We start from the raw sequence: 17122 nt of genomic DNA, 5'->3' as shown, positions 1-17122 counted from the left end.
CAGGCCCGCCGGGTCCCGGCGGGCGCGGTCGCGACCCCGGGAGCGGGCATGAGCGTGAGCAGTCGGTACAGAGGGGCCTGGGAGGGCTTCTGGCGCGAGGCCCCCGGCGAAGAGGGCGGGGTCTTCTGGGATGCCGCGCCCGCGCTCACGGCCGCGGTCCACCTCGCCCTCTTCGAGCCGCGTCTGACGGCACCCGACCTGCCCCTTGTGGACGTCGGCTGCGGCAACGGCACCCAGACCCGCTTCCTGGCCGACCGTTTCCCGCAGGTCGTCGGCACCGATCTCGCGCCGACGGCGCTCGACCACGCCCGCACCGCCGATCCGGCGGGCCGGGCCCGGTACCGGCTGCTCGACGCGGCGGACAAGACAGAGGCCGAGGCGCTGCACGCGGAGCTCGGCGATGCCAATGTCTATATGCGGGGCGTGCTCCACCAGGCCGAGCCGGACGACCGGCAGCCGCTGGCGGACGGGCTTGCCACGCTGGCGGGGGAGCGGGGCCGGATCTTCCTGGTCGAGCTCGCGGAGGCCGCGGGCCCGCTCCTGCGGGGGCTGGCCCAGAGCCCGGACGGCCCTCCGGCCAAGCTGGCCCCGGTGTTCCGGCATGGCATCGCCCCCGGCGAGGTCGCGGACGCGGCGGTCCCCGAGTACCTGCGCCAGGCAGGCCTCGCGGTCCTCGCGAGCGGCGAACTCCCGCTCGTCACGACCGAGCACACGCCCGAAGGCACCCGCATCGAGCTTCCGTCGCGGTGGCTGGTGGCCGGACGCTCCGGGTGACATCACCGGTCTGGACCCGTGGGAGTTGTCCACAGGCTCTGCCGGGCCCGGGCGAAGCGCGTACGGTTTCGGGCATGAAGATCCTCATCAGCGCCGACATGGAAGGCGCCACGGGTGTGACCTGGCCGGCCGACGTGCTGCCGGGAACTCCCCAGTGGGAGCGGTGCCGCGCGTTGTTCACCTCGGACGTGAACGCCGCGGTGCTCGGCTTCTTCGACGGCGGTGCCGACGAGGTGCTGATCAACGAAGCCCACTGGACCATGCGGAACCTGCTGCTGGAGAGGCTCGACGAGAGAGCGGAGATGCTCACCGGGCGCCACAAGTCGCTGTCCATGGTCGAGGGAGTGCAGCACGACGACGTGGACGGCATCGCGTTCGTCGGCTACCACGCGGGAGCGGGCATGGAGGGCGTCCTCGCGCACACCTATCTGGCGAACTCCATCACGGGCGTGTGGGTCAACGACGTACGGGCCAGTGAAGGGCTGCTCAACGCCCATGTCGTCGCCGAGTACGGCGTGCCGGTGGTGCTGGTCACCGGCGACGACGTGGCGTGCGAGGACGCCCTCGGGTACGCGCCCGAGGCGCTGAAGGTCGCGGTGAAGGACCATGTCTCGCGGTACGCGGCCGTGTGCCGCACACCGGCCAGGACGGCCGCGGACATCCGGGCCGCGGCCAAGGAGGCGGCGGCGCTGGCGGTGCGGCACGAGCCGGTCGTCGGCGGCCCGTTCACCGTCGCCCTGGAGTTCGACGCCGAGCACCTGGCGATGGCCGCCACCGTCGTGCCGGGTGTCGGCCGTGTCGGCGAGCGCAGGATCGCGTACACCAGCGACACGATGTACGAGGGGATTCGGACCTTCAAGGCGGTCACCACGATCGTCTCGGCCGCGGTGGAGGAGCAGTATGGCTGACGCACGGGCACTCGACGAGGTCGTCCGGTTCACCTCCGACCTCATCCGGATCGACACGACCAACCGGGGCGGCGGAGACTGCCGGGAGCGCCCGGCCGCCGAGTACGCCGCCGCGCGGCTCGCCGAGGCGGGACTCGAACCCACGCTCCTGGAGCGCGCCAAGGGGCGTACGAACGTCGTCGCCCGGCTGGAGGGCACCGACCCGTCCGCCGACGCGCTGCTGGTCCACGGCCATCTGGACGTGGTGCCCGCGCAGGCCGAGGACTGGAGCGTTCACCCGTTCTCCGGAGAGATCCGCGACGGCGTCGTCTGGGGGCGGGGCGCGGTCGACATGAAGAACATGGACGCGATGATCCTCGCCGTCCTCCGGGCCTGGGCGCGCGAGGGGGTACGGCCCCGGCGCGACCTGGTCATCGCCTTCACCGCCGACGAGGAGGCGAGCGCCGAGGACGGCTCGGGCTTCCTCGCCGACAAGCATCCCGGACTCTTCGAGGGCTGTACCGAGGGCATCAGCGAGTCGGGGGCGTTCACCTTCCACGACGGCAGCGGCCGGCAGCTGTATCCGATCGCCGCGGGCGAGCGCGGCACCGGCTGGCTCAAGCTCACCGCGCGGGGACGGGCGGGCCACGGCTCCAAGGTGAACCGGAGCAATGCGGTGACCCGCCTCGCCGGTGCGATCACCCGCATCGGCGCCCACGAGTGGCCGCTGCGCATCACCCCGACCGTACGGGCCGCCCTGACCGAACTCGCCGCCCTGTACGGCGTGGACGGGGGCCTGGACGACGTGGACGCCCTCCTGCGCAAGCTCGGGCCGGCCGCCGCGCTCGTCGAGCCGACCGTCCGCAACAGCGCCAACCCGACCATGCTGAGCGCCGGTTACAAGATCAATGTGATTCCGGGGGAGGCCGTCGCGTACGTGGACGGCAGATATCTGCCTGGCGGCGAGGACGAGTTCCGTTCGACACTGGACCGGCTCACCGGGCCCGACGTGGAGTGGGAGTTCCATCACCACGAGGTGGCCCTCCAGGCGCCGCTGGACTCGCCGACGTACGCGAGGATGCGAGCGGCCGTCGAGGAGTTCGCACCAGAGGGCCATGTCGTGCCCTACTGCATGTCGGGCGGCACGGACGCCAAACAGTTCTCCCGCCTCGGCATCACCGGCTACGGCTTCGCGCCGCTGAAGCTCCCGGAGGGCTTCGACTACCAGGCACTGTTCCACGGAGTCGACGAGCGCGTCCCGGTCGAGGCGCTCCACTTCGGCGTCCGCGTCCTCGACCGCTTTCTGCGTACGGCCTAGGGGGGGACGAGATGCAGACCACGCCATACGGTTCATGGCCCTCGCCGATCGACGCGACGCTCGCCGCCGCGCACGACGGACATCCCGAGTTCGTCGGCTTCGTCGGCGACGAGGCCTGGTGGACGGAGCCCCGGCCGACCGAGGGCGGGCGGCGCACACTGGTCCGGCGGAAGGCGGACGGCACCGAGGAGCCGGTGCTCCCGGCCCCCTGGAACGTGCGCAGTCGCGTCATCGAGTACGGCGGCAACCCCTGGGCGGGAGCCATGCGCCCCGAAGGCCCGCTGGTCGTCTTCGTCAACTTCGCCGACCAGCGCCTCTACCGCTGCGAACCCGGTGGTGAACCGCTCCCGTTGACCCCCCTGTCAACGCTGGGAGGCGGATTGCGCTGGGTGGATCCGCAGCTGCGGGTGGAACGCGGCGAAGTGTGGTGCGTCATGGAGGAGTTCACCGGGGACGGACCCACCGACGTGCGCCGGGCCGTCGTCTCGGTGCCGCTGGACGGAACGGCGGCATACGACCGGGACGCCGTGCGGGAGCTGTCCGACGGAAGGCACCGGTTCGTCACCGGGCCACGGCTCTCGCCCGACGGCCGGCAGGCGGTCTGGCTCGCCTGGGACCACCCCCGGATGCCGTGGGACGGCACCGAGGTGATCCTCGCGGACGTCACCGAGGACGGCACACTGTCCGCCCCGCGTTCCGTCACGGGGGGCCCGGAGGAGTCCGTCGCGCAGGCCGACTGGGCGGCCGACGGCACCCTGCTCTACGTCAGCGACCGCAGCGGCTGGTGGAACCTCCACCGTCTCGGCGCGGACGGCGAGGCGATCGCCGTCTGTCCGCGCGAGGAGGAGTTCGGCGGACCCCTCTGGAGGGTCGGACAGCGCTGGTTCGCGCCGCTGGACACCGGCCCGGTCGCCGTCGTCCACGGACGGGGTGCCACCGCGCTCGGGATACTGGACGTCGAGACCGGCGAGCTCGTCGACACGGCCGGCCCCTGGACCGAGTTCGCGCCGACGCTCGCCGCGCAGGGCAGCAGGGTCGTCGGCGTCGGAGCCAGCCCCCGCAGCGCCCACGAGGTCGTCGAACTGGACGCCAGCACCGGGCGGGCCCGGGTGATCGGCGCCGCGCACGACGACCCCGTCGACCCCGCGTACTACCCGGAACCCCAGATCCGCACCTTCACCGGCCCCGCCGGACGCGAGGTCCACGCGCACATCTACCCGCCGCACCACCCCGGCCACGTCGGCCCCGGCGACGAGCTCCCGCCGTACGTCGTACGGGTCCACGGCGGGCCCACCAGCCGGTCGCCCCTCGTTCTCGACCTGGAGATCGCCTACTTCACCTCACGCGGAATCGGCGTGGCCGAGGTCAACTACGGCGGATCGACCGGCCACGGACGGGAGTACCGCAACCTGCTGCGCGAACAGTGGGGTGTCGTCGACGTCGAGGACTGCGCGGCTGTCGCGCTCGCGCTCGCCGAAGAGGGCACCGCAGACCGGCGGCGGCTCGCGATCCGCGGCGGCAGCGCGGGCGGCTGGACCACCGCTGCCTCGCTGGCCACCACCGACGTCTACGCCTGCGGCACGATCCTCTATCCCGTCATCGACCTCACCGAATGGGCCTCGGGCGAGACCCACGACTTCGAGTCGCAGTACCTGGAATCGCTGATCGGTCCGATCGACGAGGTGCCGGGCCGGTATGCGGAGCGGTCGCCGTCCACGCATGCCGACCGGATCACCGCGCCCTTCCTGCTGCTCCAAGGACTCGATGACGCCGTCTGCCCTCCCGTGCAGTGCGAACGCTTCCTGGCCCGTCTCGAGGAGCGGGGCCGCCGTATTCCGCACGCCTACATCGCCTTCGAGGGAGAGGGGCACGGCTTCCGGCGCGCCGAGACGATGGTGTGTGCACTGGAGTCCGAACTCTCCCTGTACGCCCAAGTGTTCGGCCTGAACCCGCCCGGCATTCCCACCCTGGAGCTGTCCAAGTGAGGCCGTCGGCCGTCGGGAACCGGACCGGGCGGAGCCCTTCGCGAAACCCGGCGTGACACGACCGCGACCGGATGGACCACGAGGAGCTGGAGCAGTACGAGTGACCCGAACGACCGCACCGATCACCGCCCTGACCCGACCCGCGCGGCTCGCCGCCGGAGCCAGGGTCGCGGTCGTCGCGCCCAGCGGGCCCATCCCCGAGGAGCGGCTGGAGGCCGGCCTCGACATCCTGCGCGGCTGGGACCTCGACCCGGTGGTGGCCACCCATGTCCTGGACCGGCACGCCGAGTTCGGCTACCTGGCGGGGACGGACGCGGACCGGGCCGCCGACTTCCAGGCGGCCTGGTGCGATCCGGACGTGGCCGCGGTGCTGTGCGCCCGCGGTGGTTACGGCGCTCAACGCATGATCGACCTGCTCGACTGGGACGCCATCAGGGCCGCGGGCCCCAAGGTCTTCCTCGGCTTCAGCGACATCACCGCCCTGCACGAGGCGTTCGCGACGCGGGTGGGGCTCGCGACCCTGCACGGGCCGATGGTCGCGGTCGCCGATTTCCTGAAGAGCGCCCGGGCACAGGAGCATCTGAGGGCCACTCTCTTCGAACCCGAGTCGGTACGGACCATCGCATCCGACGAAGCCGTCCCGCTCGTGCCCGGGAAGGCCCGCGGCGTCACACTCGGCGGCTCCACGAGTCTGCTGGCCGCGGAAGTCGGCACACCGCACGCCCGCACCTCCGCCCGGGGCGGGCTGCTCCTGATCGAGGACATCGGCGAGGAGGCCTACCGGCTGGACCGGATTCTGACGCAACTGCTGCGCACCGGCTGGCTCGACGGGGTGACCGGGGTCGCGCTCGGCTCCTGGGTGGACTGCGGACCGTACGACGGACTGCGCGCGGTGTTCGCCGACCGGCTCGGCGGGCTCGGCGTTCCGGTCGTCGAGCACTTCGGGTTCGGGCACGCCGAGGGGGCTCTGACGATCCCGTTCGGTCTTTGCGCCGAACTCGACGCGGACGCGGGGACACTGACCCTGGACGAGCCGGCGCTGCTCTGACGTCACGGATGCGCCGCGCTGGGGGTGTGCCCCGCGCGCGGTCGTGGGCCGTGCGCGTCCGTGCCTGAGGCGCGGTCGTGTCCCATCGCGGTCGCGCCCTGCTCGCGTCCGCCCTGGCTATGGTCCGGCGGAGGCGTATTCGGAGGCGTATTCGGAGGCGTATTCACGGGGCGCATTCGAGAGGCAGCCGGGGCAGGGCTCCGGGGCCGGGGACGTCGGCGCCCCGGTGTCCGGGCGGCCGGGTATTCGGGTGTTCGGGTGGCCGGGGACGAGTGGGGCCCGGCACCGCGGTCACCCGGAGGATGTTCCCGCCGCGCGTACCGGCGCCTTCTGGATCATGCTGAGCGCATGAGCCCGAAGACCTCCAAGAACGCCGGTACGAGCGGCGGCAAGGGCACCCGCGAAGGGCCGCTGACGCCGGCCAGGGTCGCCGTCCTCGTACTGGCCGTCCTTGCCCTGATCTTCATCTTCGAGAACACTCGCAGCACCAGGATCCGGCTGCTCATCCCCGAGGTGATCATGCCGCTGTGGGTGGCGCTGCTCGCCACCGGGCTGATCGGCGTGGTGTGCGGTGCGTACGCCGCGAGACGCAGACGCTGAAACACCTGTTCGCGTAAGGTGACGGGATGCCTCAGAACGCCGGTTATCTCGCCGAGGGTCCCCGTGTGGGCATACGGCGTTTCACCCTCGAGGACGGTGCGGAGTTCACCGCACGGGCCAGGGAGAGCAAGAGTCTCCACCAGCCGTGGCTCTTCCCGCCCGGCAGCGTCGACGCCTATGCCGCCTACGCGGGGCGGCTCATCGAGGACCCGACCAAGGCCGGGTTCCTCGTCTGCGAACGGGACGGCGGGGGGATCGCCGGTTTCATCAACATCAACAACATCGTCGAGGGCGGCTTCCTGTGCGGCGCCCTCGGCTATGGCGCCTTCGTACACGCCGCGGGGCGCGGGCTGATGACCGAGGGACTCGGTCTCGTCGTGCGCCACGCCTTCGGGGAGATGGGCCTGCACCGGCTGGAGATCAACGTACAGCCGGGCAACGCGGGGTCGATCGCACTCGCCCGGAGCTGCGGCTTCCGTCTCGAAGGCTTCTCACCGGCCTTCATCCACATCGACGGTGCCTGGCGGGACCACGAACGGTGGGCGATCACCGCGGAGATGGTCACGCCCCGCTGACGGGCTCCCCGGTATGCCCCGGCTCTCCCGGAAGCCCGGTGCCCTTCCCCGGTGTGGTCCGCTCGGGTGAGGATGAGTCCATGCGGAACATCGTCGTTCTGGACGCTCCTTCCAACCTCGGTCTGCGTCCGCCCGCGCCCGGCACCGTCCCCGGCTGCTACAAACTGGCCGGCGCCCTGCGTGAGCAGCGGATCGTGCAGAGGCTCGGCGCGCTGGAGGGCGGAGTGGTCGTACCGCCGCGCTACGACCGAGGGGACTGGCAGGAGGGCGACGGCGTCTTCAACGCGGAGGCCATCGCCACCTACACCCGCGCACTCGCCGATCGCGTCGAACGCCTCGTCCGCGCCGGTGACCTCCCCGTCGTCCTCGGCGGCGACTGTTCCATCCAGCTCGGCGCGTCCCTCGCCCTGCGCCGCATCGGCCGCTTCGGACTGGTGGCCGTCGACGGTTCGGCCGACTTCCGGCACGCCGGGAACTCCGACCGCGTCGGCGCGGCCGGGGGCGAGGAACTCGCGATCGCCACCGGCCGTGGCCAGGACGACCTGTCCGACATCGAAGGGCTGGGGCCCTATCTGCGGGACGAGGACCTACGGCTCTTCGGCATCCGCGACTACGACGACGACCGCGACGAACTCGCCGCGCTGAAGATCCCCACGACGACCGTCGGGGAGCTGCGCACCTGGGGCGTGGACGCGATCGCGCGGGCCACCCTGGCGACCCTCGAACTCCCGCACCTGGACGGCTTCTGGGTGCATTTCGACGCCGACGTGCTCGATCCGACCGTGATGCCCGCCGTGGACAGCCCGGACCCCGACGGCCTGTTCCCCGACGAACTCCTCGCACTGCTCCGCCCGTTGGTGCGCTCCCCGCACTGCGTCGGCCTCAACGTCACCATCTACGACCCCGACCTGGACCCCGACGGCACCGCGGGAGCGCTCCTCGCGGACCTGGTCGTCGGCGCCTTTGCGGAATCCTGACCTGATTCTGACGAGCGGATACCCTGGTCAGCAGGCCGATGACCATGTTCCATGGTCATCGTGACGACGATCCGACGTGACGTACTGACCCTCCCGGCGGCGGAATTGGGCCCGAGCAACCCGCTGCCGCCCCTGCGGACCCTCGACGAGATGCACACCATCGACGACCGCGACCGCGTCGGCCTGCCGAGCGACATGGCCCGGCAGATCGGGTACGAGCCGCTGCGCAGCGTGCTGCCTGAGCGCATACGGGACGGCTACGAGCGAGAACGGCCGCTCCGCGAACTCGACACGATCGTGATCGAGAACGACCGGCTGCGGGCCACCGTGCTGCCCGGCTTCGGCGGCCGTATCGTCTCGCTCTTCCACAAACCCTCCGCGACGGAACTCCTCTACAGCAACCCGGTCCTCCAGCCGGCCTGCTTCGCCCTCAACGGCGCCTGGTTCTCCGGCGGCATCGAGTGGAACATCGGCGCGACCGGGCACACCACCCTGTCGTGCTCACCCGTCCACGCCGCCCGCGTTCCCGCCCCCGACGGCGGCGAGATGCTGCGCCTGTGGGAGTGGGAACGGCTGCGCGACCTCCCCTTCCAGGTCGACCTGTGGCTGCCGGACGGCTCCGACTTCCTCTACGTCGGCGTCCGCGTCCGCAATCCCCACGAGAAGCCCGCCCCGCTGTACTGGTGGTCCAACATCGCGGTCCCCGAGGAGCGCAGGGTGCTCGCCCCGGCCGAGGAGGCCTATCACTTCGGCTACGAGCGACGGCTGCGCCGGGTGCCCGTGCCGGCGTACGACGGGACCGACCGGACGTACCCGCTTCGCAGCACCTTCCCCGCCGACTACTTCTACGAGGTGCCCGACGGACGGCGCCGCTGGATCGCCGCGGTCGACGACGCGGGCGAGGGGCTGGTCCAGACGTCCACCGACGTCCTGCGCGGGCGCAAGCTGTTCGTCTGGGGCTCGGGGCCCGGCGGGCGGCGCTGGCAGGAGTGGCTCACCGAACCGGGGACCGGCGGGTACTGCGAGATCCAGGCCGGACTCGCCCGCACCCAGCTCGAACACGTACGGCTCGAAGCCGAGAGCGATGTCTCCTGGCTGGAGGCGTACGGTCCGTTGTCCGTGAGCGCGGTGACGGCGCACGGCGCGGACTGGGAGGCCGCGCGGGCGGACGTCGAGGGCCGGCTGGACAGCGCCCTCTCCCGGGACGCGGTCGACGCCGCGTACACCGCCTGGCTGCCGCACGCCGACACGGATCCCGGCGAGGTGCTCGCCGTCGGATCCGGCTGGGGAGCACTCGAAGTGCTGCGCGCCGCGCACAAGTTGCCCGGTACGCCCTTCGACGAGAGCACGCTCGGTGACGACCAGGCGCCGTGGCGGGAACTGCTGCGGTCCGGCGCGTTCCCGGAGCCCCGGCGGGTCGGGCCGCCCGGCGAGACGCTGGTGGCCTCGCACTGGCGCGACATGCTGGAGACGGCACCCGCCGCACCGATCGCCGAGTACCACCTCGGAGTCGCCCAGTGGCATGCCGGTGACTTCGCCCAGGCAGTGCGGAGTTGGGAGCGGGCACTCGAACTCGCCCCGTCGCTCTGGCTGTTGCTGCGCTGCCTCGCCGTCGCCGACCAGGAGGCAGGCAACCACGAGCGCGCCGCCGACCGTTACGCCGAAGCCTTCGACGACCTGTGCCGGGAGCGGCGCGACGACGGGGAACGGTGGACCGCGGCGACCGCCGCGCTCGGCCGGGAGGCCATCGAGGCGCTGCTGGCGGCCCGTCGTCCGCAGGACGCGCGGGCCGTGTGGGAGCGGCTGCGCCCCGGAACCCGGGACCGTGGCCGGTTCCGCCTCGTCGAGGCCGAACTGCTGCTCGCCGAGGGCCGCCGCGAGGACGCACGGGCGATCTTCGACGCGGGCTTCGAGGTCGCCGACCTGCGGGAGGGAGCGGAGACCATCGACCGGCTGTGGTCCCGGCTGAGCGACGAGCCCCTGCCGGCGCGGTACGACTTCCGCATGCGGCCGCCGTCCACGCTCTGAGGCTGCCTCGCTCACGGCCTCGGGTGTCCCGGCGCACCGTGCGGTGGGACGCCCGAGGTCCGGCGCGGTCAGATCCCGTGAGCCCGCGTCCCGGGTCCAGTGCGTCCGCGTCTCAGCCCCGGCGGTCCGCGTACTCGTACACCGACCCGTCCGGATGCACGGCGATGAGGTTGCGGCCCCCAGGCGTCTCCACCGGGCCCGCGACGACGCGGGCGCCGAGGTCGGTGAGGACCCGGCCGGTCTCCTCGACGTCCTTGACGGCGATGGTCGCCGCGATCTTGCGCAACACGTCGAGTTCGGACTCGGGCCCGCTCATCAGCAGGAAGCAGCCGATCGCGGCGACCGACACACCGCCGCGCTCGAAGCGGAGCGCTCTGCCGCCCGCGAGCCGTTCGTAGAAGGGGACCGCAGTCTCCAGGTCGTCGACGCAGACGCGCAGCGTGGCTCCCAGAATCTCCATGAGGACGAGCCTAGTTGGGGATGGAGGGAGCAGGAGATCCTTTCGGCCGATCGCCGCCGGCGCCCGAGGCCGGCGCCCGGGGCTTTCCCGTTACGTGTCCGGTCGGCCGGGTACCCGCACACCATGAAGCGCATCGAGCACCTGGAACATCTGGAGCATCTGGACAAGGAACTCGTCGACGAACTCACCACGGTCGCCCGTGAGACCATCCGGGACGAACTGCGCGAGCAGACGCGCAAGCAGCGCCGGACGGCCACGTCGTACGCCGCCTCGGGAGCCGCCGCGCTGTACGCGGGGGCCGCCCTGGTCCTCGCCCTCGGTCTCGCGCTCGCGTCGGTGCTGCCCGGATGGGCCGCCGCGCTGATCGCCGCCGCGGTGCTCGGGGCCGTCGCCTCCGCGCTGCGGGGCATGGCCCGGCCGGCCGCGCCCCGGCCGACGACCCGGCACGCGCACGAGCTCGCCCCGTCCGGCCGGGTCGTCGGCGGCAGCCTGCCCGCCTCCCCGCCCGGCGGCATGGGCCTGCTGTATCCGCCGATCCGGTCCGGGACGCCCGACGTCCCCGGCACGGGCTCGGGTACAGGTTTCTCCGACGACCCCGAGGCGTGGCTCCGCCGGGCGCGCTGACCTGGGCCTCTCGAAGCTTGCGAAAAGTCGGAGGTGCCCATGTTTGGGCACCTCGGTCGGGGGGACGCGGAAAGCCCCGTACGACGAGCGATTCCGTCAGAGGAGCACCGTGAGTCGACCCCGCATTCTGATCGTCGGCGCCGGCTTCGCCGGGTACCGGACGGCCCGCGTCCTGTCGCGGCTGGTCCGGCACAAGGCCGACATCACCCTGCTGAACCCGACCGACTACTTCCTGTATCTGCCACTGCTGCCCCAGGTCGCCGCCGGTGTTCTGGAGCCACGCCGCGTCACCGTGTCGCTCTCCGGCACGCTGCCCCACGTACGTCTCGTGCTCGGGGAGGCGCAGCCCGACGGGATCGACCTCGAAGCACGCACCGTGCGCTACAGCGGCCCGGAGGGCGACAGCGGCACGCTGACGTACGACCGTCTCGTCCTCGCCGTCGGCAGCGTGAACAAACTGCTGCCCGTACCCGGTGTCGCCGAGCACGCGCACGGCTTCCGAGGGCTGCCCGAAGCGCTGTATCTACGGGACCACGTGACCCGGCAGATCGAGCTCGGCGCCGCGTCGGACGACCCGAAGAGCCGCTCCGCGCGCCGTACCTTCGTGGTCGTCGGCGCCGGATACACCGGGACCGAAGTGGCGGCCCAGGGAAAGCTGTTCACCGACGCGCTGGTGCGCAGGCGGCCGCTGCGAGAAGGGAGCCGACCGCGCTGGCTGCTGCTCGATGTCGCCCCGCGGTTGCTGCCCGAGCTGGACGAGAGGCTCTCGCGCACCGCCGACCGTGTACTGCGGCAGCGTGGCGTCGACGTGCGCACCAAGACGTCGGTCGAGGAGGCCACTCCCGATGGAGTCCGCCTCAGCGACGGGGAGTTCGTCGAGACCCGGACGCTGGTGTGGTGTGTCGGAGTACGGCCGGATCCGCTGGTCGAGGGGCTCGGGCGCCCCCTTGAGAGGGGGCGGCTCCTCGTCGATCCCCACCTCCAAGTACCGAGCCATCCAGAGGTGTTCGCCTGCGGGGACGCGGCGGCGGTGCCCGACCTGGAGCGGCCCGGTCAGTACACGCCGATGACGGCCCAGCACGCCTGGCGCCAGGGGAGGATCGCCGGCCGCAATGTCGCCGCCTCGCTCGGAATCGGCGAGCGCCGCGCCTACCGCCACCGTGACCTGGGCTTCACCGTCGACCTCGGGGGCGTCAAGGCCGCGGCCAATCCGCTGGGCATCCCCCTGTCGGGGCCGGTGGCCGGAGCCGTCACCCGTGGCTACCACCTCGCCGCCATGCCCGCCAACCGGGTCCGTGTCGCGGCCGACTGGCTCCTGGACGCCGTACTGCCGCGCCAGGCCGTGCAGTTGGGCCTGGTCCGCTCGTGGTCGGTGCCGCTCGACACCGCCTCGCCCGAGCTGGCGCGGGTGGCGGAGGCGCCCGCGCAAGCGGGAACGCCTGAGTCACCCGAAGCCACTGAGTCACCCGAAGCCACTGAGTCACCCGAAGCCACTGAGTCACCCGAAGCCACTGAGTCACCCGAAGCCCCTGAAGCACCCGGGGTCCCTGGACCGTCCGCGGCCCCCGAAGCGTCCGCGGCCCCCGAAGCGTCCGCGGCCCCCGAAGCGTCCGCGGCCCCCGAAGCGTCCGCGGCCCCCGCAGTGCCCGCGGTGCCCGCAGCGCGTGACGCATCGGACGCGCCGGGCCCGGACGGTGCGCGCCCGAGCAGTTCAGGAGCCGCGAACCGCTCGGAAGGAGCGTCATGAAAACCCGCCAACTCATCGACCTGGCACAGCAGTTGCGCGTCGACAGCGTTCGGGCCGCCGACGCCGCGGGCTCCGGGCACCCGACGTCGTCGATGTCCGCCGCCGACCTGATGGCGGTCCTGCTGGCCAACCATCTGCGCTACGACTTCGAACGCCCTCAGCACCCCGGCAACGACCGTTTCCTCCTCTCCAAGGGCCACGCCTCACCGCTGCTGTACGCCGCGTACAAGGCGGCCGGTGCCGTGAGCGAGGCCGAGCTGCTCACCTTCCGCAAGGCGGGCAGCCGACTCGAAGGGCATCCGACGCCCCGGCGGCTGCCCTGGGTCGAGACCGCCACCGGATCGCTGGGCCAGGGACTGCCCGTCGGTGTCGGCGTCGCGCTCGCCGGCCGGCGGCTCGACCGCACCGGATACCGGATCTGGGTGCTGTGCGGTGACAGCGAACTCGCCGAGGGGTCCGTGTGGGAGGCCGCCGAGCACGCCGGGTACGAGCACCTCGACAACCTCACCGTGGTCGTCGACGTCAACCGCCTGGGCCAGCGCGGGCCGACCCGGCACGGGCACGACCTGGACGCCTACGCGCGCCGGTTCCGGGCGTTCGGCTGGCACGCCGTCGAGGTCGACGGCCACGACGTGGACGCGATCGACGGCGCCTTCGCCGAGGCGGAGTCCACCGCCGGCCGGCCCACCGTGGTCCTCGCCCGTACCCTCAAGGGCAAGGGCGTGGCATCGGTCCAGGACCGCGAGGGACTGCACGGCAAACCGCTGCCGGACGCCGATCAGGCGATCGCCGAACTCGGCGGTGTGCACGACCGGCACGTGGACGTCCGACAGCCCCCCGCCGCGAGGACGGTGCACGCCGTACGGTCCGGACACCTCGACCTGCCGCGGTACGACACCGGCGACGAGATCGCCACCCGGGACGCCTTCGGACAGGCGCTCGCCGCGCTCGGCACCGCCCGCGGCGACATCGTCGCCCTGGACGGCGAGGTCGGCGACTCGACGCGCACGGAGTTCTTCGCCAAGGAACACCCCGACCGCTTCTTCGAGTGCTACATCGCCGAGCAGCAACTGGTCGCCACCGCGGTCGGCATGTCCGCGCGGGGCTGGGTCCCGTACGCCTCGACGTTCGCGGCCTTCCTCACCCGCGCCCACGACTTCGTCCGGATGGCCTCCATCAGCGGCTCCGGCATCAACCTCGTCGGCTCGCACGCGGGCGTCTCCATCGGCCAGGACGGGCCCTCCCAGATGGGCCTGGAGGACCTGGCGATGTTCCGGGCCGTGTACGGCTCGACCGTGTTGTACCCCTGCGACGCCAACCAGACCGCGAAGCTAGTCGCCACGATGGCGGACCTGGAGGGCATCCGCTATCTGCGCACCTCGCGCGGCGACAGCCCCGTCATCTACAGCGCCACCGAGGAGTTCCCGGTCGGCGGCAGCAAGGTGCTGCGTGCTTCCGCCGGGGACCGGCTGACACTCGTCGCCGCGGGCGTCACCGTGCACGAGGCCTTGGCCGCCGCGGAGACACTCGACCGTGAGGGCATCCAGGCCCGCGTGATCGACCTCTATTCGGTGAAGCCCGTGGATCGCGCGACCCTGCGCGAGGCCGCCGAGGAGACCGGCTGCCTGGTCACCGTCGAGGACCACCGGGAGGAGGGCGGCATCGGGGACGCGGTGCTCGACGCCTTCACCGACGGCCGCCCCGCGCCCCGCCTGGTGCGCCTCGCCGTCCGTGGGATGCCGGGCTCCGCGAGCCCGGCCGAGCAGCTGCGCGCCGCGGGCATCGACGCCGAGTCGATCGCGGCGGCGGCCCGGCTGCTGGTGGAGACGGCCGTGGTGCGCTGACCGGAGACCGGAGGGCACCATGGTCAGTACGCCGACGGTGCGGGCGGGCGTTCCCGCCCGGCGGACGAGGCGAGCCCGGCCTTCATGCTCCGCCGACCGGCTTCGGAGCCGGGGCGAGTGGATACGCGGGAGGAGACCTGTGAGCGCTCTGCGCTATGTCTACGCGATCTGCCGCCCCTTCGAGGCGGCGCTGTCGGCCGAGCTGGCCGGGGTGGCGGGTGTCCCGCCCAAACTGCTGCGGCACGGCGGCCTGATTGCCGTGGTGGGCTCGGTCCCGGAGCGGGAATTCGGCGCGGAACCGCTGCGCCGACGACTGGAGGACGTCGAGTGGCTGGAGGCGACGGCTCGCGCCCATCAGGGTGTCATCGACGCGCTCACCGCCGTCACCAGTCCGCTGCCGCTCCGGCTGGCCACCGTGCTCCGGGACGACAGCGGCGTACGCGTGCTGATGGAGGAGCGCAGGGAGGATTTCCTGCGGACCCTCGACCGGCTCGACGGGCGGGTGGAATGGGACGTGAAGGTGTACACCGAAAACACCGAAGCCGCCGGGGCTTCCGTGAGCTCCGAAACCGTCGGGGCTTTTGGGGGAACCCTGGAACGCGCGGAGGAATTCACGCGGCGATTGCACGGCACGCTCTCCCGGTGTGCTGAGGAAACCCGGCTGCGTACCCCGCGGAATCCGGCGTCCTCCGAAGAGCCGGACGCCGAGGTCCTCGATGCCGCCTATCTCGTACCGCGCGCGGAATCGGAGGAATTCGTGGAGCGGGTGAACGGAAGCGCGCGCGACGAGCCGGGGGTGCGAGTGGAGCTCACCGGGCCATGGGCGGCGTACTCCTTCACGGGATCCACTGGCCTCACCGGCTTCAAGGGCTTCACGGGCCTGACGGGCTTCGCCAGGAATACGAGGAATCCGTGGAATACGACGTGACTGTACCGCTCACCGAGTGAGCGGTACGAACTGCGGCCCGAGGTCCAGAACTGTTCCGGACCTCGGGCCGTCAAGTGTTTTTCTCCCCGAAGAGGAAGGTCTACCACCTGTACCAGCGGCCCCTGCCTCCAGAGGCGCTCGTGCCTCGGACCAGGAATCCGAGCAGCCACAGGACGATGACCACCAGCGCTATCCACCACAGAATCTTCAGTGCGAAACCCGCACCGAAGAGAACCAGTGCGAGCAAAAGAACCAGCAGGATCGGAACCATAGTGTTGACCTCCTGCATTCCGTGTCTCCCGATATCGCGGGATCAGGCTTCCTTTCGGCAGAGAATTTCCCCGTGCAGTACGGAGAACCACCCGTCCTTCTGCCGCCCCCATTGCCGCCAGGCCTCCGACACCGCCCGCAGCTGCTCCGTGGTCGCGTGGTCCCCTTCCGTCGCGCGGTCCGCGTACGCCGACGCCAGCGTGCGGTCCGCCCACAGGCCGCTCCACCACTCCCGCTCGTCCTCGGTGGCGAAGGTCCAGGTGCTCGACGTGGCGGTGATGTCCCGGATCCCGGCGGTCAGTGCCCACGATTTGAGACGCCGGCCCGCGTCGGGCTCGCCCCCGTTGGCGCGGGCGACCCGCAGGTACAGGTCCAGCCAGTCGTCCATGCCCGGAGTCGACGGGTACCAGGTCATGGATGAGTAGTCCGCATCGCGGACCGCGATGAACCCGCCCGGCTTGGTGACCCGGTACATCTCGCGCAGCGCCTGTACCGGATCGCCCACGTGCTGGAGCACCTGGTGGGCGTGGACCACGCAGAACGTGTCGTCCGGGAACTCCAGCGCGTGGACGTCGGCGACCGCGAACCCGACGTTGCGCAGGCCGCGTTCGGCCGCCACCTGGCGGGCCTTGTCCAGGATGCCCGGCGCGTGGTCGACGCCGGTGACATGGCCGTCCGGCACCCGTTCCGCCAGGTCCGCGGTGATAGTGCCCGGTCCGCAGCCGATGTCCAGGATCTTCATGTGCGGCTTCAGCGAGTCGAGCAGGTACGCCGCCGAGTTGGCGGCGGTGCGCCAGGTGTGCGAGCGCATCACCGACTCGTGGTGGCCGTGGGTGTAGACGGCGGTCTCCTGCGACTTCGACATGACCGTTCCCCTTCTCGTCGTACGGGGCCTCGCCGGGCGTGTGCGCACTCCCCGAGGTGATGACATCACCGTACGCGCCCATGTCGAATAATGAGACCGGTATCTTGCGATGTGGACAGTACGGGAAGGGGAGTTGTGCCGAGGGGGTCCCGATGGAGCCGGGGCGCTGGTGTCCGAAGGTGCGCGCGGACG

16 protein-coding genes are annotated in these 17122 nt (G+C 71.8%); 13 read left to right on the top strand and 3 right to left on the bottom strand.

The window, feature by feature from the left end:
• The first annotated feature begins 48 nt into the window (after positions 1-48).
• The 9 genes from N4G66_RS17450 (at position 49) to N4G66_RS17410 (ending at position 10192) form a co-directional block, all read left to right on the top strand.
• Positions 49-774, top strand: coding sequence for a class I SAM-dependent methyltransferase (locus tag N4G66_RS17450; RefSeq protein WP_261705039.1), 726 nt, complete (start codon positions 49-51; stop codon positions 772-774).
• A 74-nt stretch (positions 775-848) separates the two neighbouring features.
• The gene (locus tag N4G66_RS17445; RefSeq protein ID WP_261705038.1) at positions 849-1682 is read left to right on the top strand and encodes a M55 family metallopeptidase; all 834 of its coding nucleotides are present in this window, start codon (positions 849-851) and stop codon (positions 1680-1682) included.
• The gene (locus N4G66_RS17440; RefSeq protein WP_261705037.1) at positions 1675-2979 is read left to right on the top strand and encodes a M20/M25/M40 family metallo-hydrolase; all 1305 of its coding nucleotides are present in this window, start codon (positions 1675-1677) and stop codon (positions 2977-2979) included. Before N4G66_RS17445 ends, N4G66_RS17440 begins: the two co-directional genes overlap by 8 nt.
• 11 nt (positions 2980-2990) lie before the next feature.
• A complete protein-coding gene (locus tag N4G66_RS17435) occupies positions 2991-4964 on the top strand; it encodes a prolyl oligopeptidase family serine peptidase (protein WP_261705036.1) in 1974 nt (657 codons plus the stop codon).
• Positions 4965-5085: 121 nt separating this feature from the next.
• The gene (locus N4G66_RS17430; protein WP_261705097.1) at positions 5086-6012 is read left to right on the top strand and encodes a S66 peptidase family protein; all 927 of its coding nucleotides are present in this window, start codon (positions 5086-5088) and stop codon (positions 6010-6012) included.
• Between the two features lie 348 nt (positions 6013-6360).
• Positions 6361-6612 (top strand): DUF1049 domain-containing protein, encoded by a 252-nt coding sequence (locus tag N4G66_RS17425; protein WP_261705035.1) that lies wholly within the window; start codon positions 6361-6363, stop codon positions 6610-6612.
• A 26-nt stretch (positions 6613-6638) separates the two neighbouring features.
• Positions 6639-7187, top strand: a complete 549-nt coding sequence (locus N4G66_RS17420; RefSeq protein WP_261705034.1) for a GNAT family N-acetyltransferase — start codon at positions 6639-6641, stop codon at positions 7185-7187.
• Positions 7188-7267: 80 nt separating this feature from the next.
• Entirely contained in the window at positions 7268-8164 is an 897-nt protein-coding gene (locus N4G66_RS17415) for an arginase family protein (RefSeq protein WP_261705033.1), read from the top strand.
• A gap of 51 nt (positions 8165-8215) precedes the next feature.
• On the top strand, positions 8216-10192 hold the full coding sequence (locus N4G66_RS17410; protein WP_261705032.1) for a DUF5107 domain-containing protein: 1977 nt from the start codon (positions 8216-8218) through the stop codon (positions 10190-10192).
• A 112-nt stretch (positions 10193-10304) separates the two neighbouring features.
• On the opposite strand, the gene N4G66_RS17405 is transcribed toward N4G66_RS17410, so the two are convergent.
• Entirely contained in the window at positions 10305-10652 is a 348-nt protein-coding gene (locus tag N4G66_RS17405) for a VOC family protein (protein ID WP_261705031.1), read from the bottom strand.
• 123 nt (positions 10653-10775) lie between these two features.
• Between N4G66_RS17405 and N4G66_RS17400 the strand changes: the two genes are divergently transcribed.
• From N4G66_RS17400 to N4G66_RS17385, 4 genes are all read left to right on the top strand, one after another.
• Positions 10776-11276 carry a phage holin family protein gene (locus tag N4G66_RS17400; RefSeq protein WP_261705030.1) on the top strand — a complete coding sequence of 167 codons (501 nt, stop codon included), beginning with the start codon at positions 10776-10778 and terminating at the stop codon, positions 11274-11276.
• 109 nt (positions 11277-11385) lie between these two features.
• On the top strand, positions 11386-13023 hold the full coding sequence (locus tag N4G66_RS17395; RefSeq protein ID WP_261705029.1) for an NAD(P)/FAD-dependent oxidoreductase: 1638 nt from the start codon (positions 11386-11388) through the stop codon (positions 13021-13023).
• Complete coding sequence (locus tag N4G66_RS17390) at positions 13020-14867, top strand: transketolase (protein WP_261705028.1); 1848 nt, start codon at positions 13020-13022, stop codon at positions 14865-14867. The genes N4G66_RS17395 and N4G66_RS17390 overlap by 4 nt, the downstream gene beginning before the upstream one ends.
• Positions 14868-15006: 139 nt before the next feature.
• Positions 15007-15795, top strand: a complete 789-nt coding sequence (locus tag N4G66_RS17385) for a GvpL/GvpF family gas vesicle protein (RefSeq protein ID WP_261705027.1) — start codon at positions 15007-15009, stop codon at positions 15793-15795.
• A gap of 100 nt (positions 15796-15895) precedes the next feature.
• On the opposite strand, the gene N4G66_RS17380 is transcribed toward N4G66_RS17385, so the two are convergent.
• Together N4G66_RS17380 and N4G66_RS17375 are read right to left on the bottom strand one after the other, a co-directional pair.
• A complete protein-coding gene (locus N4G66_RS17380) occupies positions 15896-16066 on the bottom strand; it encodes a hydrophobic protein (protein WP_261705026.1) in 171 nt (56 codons plus the stop codon).
• A 42-nt stretch (positions 16067-16108) separates the two neighbouring features.
• The gene (locus N4G66_RS17375; RefSeq protein ID WP_261705025.1) at positions 16109-16930 is read right to left on the bottom strand and encodes a class I SAM-dependent methyltransferase; all 822 of its coding nucleotides are present in this window, start codon (positions 16928-16930) and stop codon (positions 16109-16111) included.
• Between the last annotated feature and the right edge of the window lie 192 nt (positions 16931-17122).

Origin of the sequence: Streptomyces rhizosphaerihabitans, from assembly GCF_025399795.1 — a bacterium.
In the GTDB taxonomy this organism is placed as follows: Bacteria; Actinomycetota; Actinomycetes; order Streptomycetales; family Streptomycetaceae; genus Streptomyces; species Streptomyces rhizosphaerihabitans.
This window is presented reverse-complemented; position numbering and strand designations above follow the sequence as displayed.

What these genes read in the sequence shown, in the direction of transcription:
- N4G66_RS17440 (WP_261705037.1), top strand. Translation starts at nt 1,675, where the DNA reads ATGGCTGACGCACGGGCACTCGACGAGGTCGTCCGGTTCACCTCCGAC.
- N4G66_RS17445 (WP_261705038.1), top strand. Translation starts at nt 849, where the DNA reads ATGAAGATCCTCATCAGCGCCGACATGGAAGGCGCCACGGGTGTGACC.
- N4G66_RS17375 (WP_261705025.1), bottom strand. Translation starts at nt 16,930, where the DNA reads ATGTCGAAGTCGCAGGAGACCGCCGTCTACACCCACGGCCACCACGAG.
- N4G66_RS17400 (WP_261705030.1), top strand. Translation starts at nt 10,776, where the DNA reads ATGAAGCGCATCGAGCACCTGGAACATCTGGAGCATCTGGACAAGGAA.
- N4G66_RS17420 (WP_261705034.1), top strand. Translation starts at nt 6,639, where the DNA reads ATGCCTCAGAACGCCGGTTATCTCGCCGAGGGTCCCCGTGTGGGCATA.
- N4G66_RS17435 (WP_261705036.1), top strand. Translation starts at nt 2,991, where the DNA reads ATGCAGACCACGCCATACGGTTCATGGCCCTCGCCGATCGACGCGACG.
- N4G66_RS17425 (WP_261705035.1), top strand. Translation starts at nt 6,361, where the DNA reads ATGAGCCCGAAGACCTCCAAGAACGCCGGTACGAGCGGCGGCAAGGGC.
- N4G66_RS17450 (WP_261705039.1), top strand. Translation starts at nt 49, where the DNA reads ATGAGCGTGAGCAGTCGGTACAGAGGGGCCTGGGAGGGCTTCTGGCGC.
- N4G66_RS17380 (WP_261705026.1), bottom strand. Translation starts at nt 16,066, where the DNA reads ATGGTTCCGATCCTGCTGGTTCTTTTGCTCGCACTGGTTCTCTTCGGT.
- N4G66_RS17410 (WP_261705032.1), top strand. Translation starts at nt 8,216, where the DNA reads ATGGTCATCGTGACGACGATCCGACGTGACGTACTGACCCTCCCGGCG.
- N4G66_RS17415 (WP_261705033.1), top strand. Translation starts at nt 7,268, where the DNA reads ATGCGGAACATCGTCGTTCTGGACGCTCCTTCCAACCTCGGTCTGCGT.
- N4G66_RS17390 (WP_261705028.1), top strand. Translation starts at nt 13,020, where the DNA reads ATGAAAACCCGCCAACTCATCGACCTGGCACAGCAGTTGCGCGTCGAC.
- N4G66_RS17405 (WP_261705031.1), bottom strand. Translation starts at nt 10,652, where the DNA reads ATGGAGATTCTGGGAGCCACGCTGCGCGTCTGCGTCGACGACCTGGAG.